Annotated in this window: 1 rRNA gene; it reads left to right on the top strand. The window is 59.5% G+C overall.

The features are described 5' to 3' along the window. Window positions 1-210, top strand: a 23S ribosomal RNA gene (locus tag GBM95_RS12225); the annotation flags it as partial.

Below are 210 nucleotides of genomic sequence, written 5' to 3'. Positions count from 1 at the left end.
AGCCCGCTCGCCGCAAGCCCAAGGTTTCCTGCTCTACGTTCATCGGAGCAGGGTGAGTCGGCCCCTAAGGCGAGGCTGAGAAGCATAGCTGATGGGAACAGTATAATACTCGACCGATTGCAGGTGCGAAGGAGGGACGGAGTGCTGAAGGTCATCCGGGTGTTGGATATCCCGGTTTGCGAGCGTAGGAAGCCGGCAGGCAAATCCGCC

The sequence above is a fragment of the Sutterella seckii genome, assembly GCF_009183815.1.
GTDB classification, from domain to species: Bacteria; Pseudomonadota; Gammaproteobacteria; order Burkholderiales; family Burkholderiaceae_F; genus Sutterella; species Sutterella seckii.
This window is presented reverse-complemented; position numbering and strand designations above follow the sequence as displayed.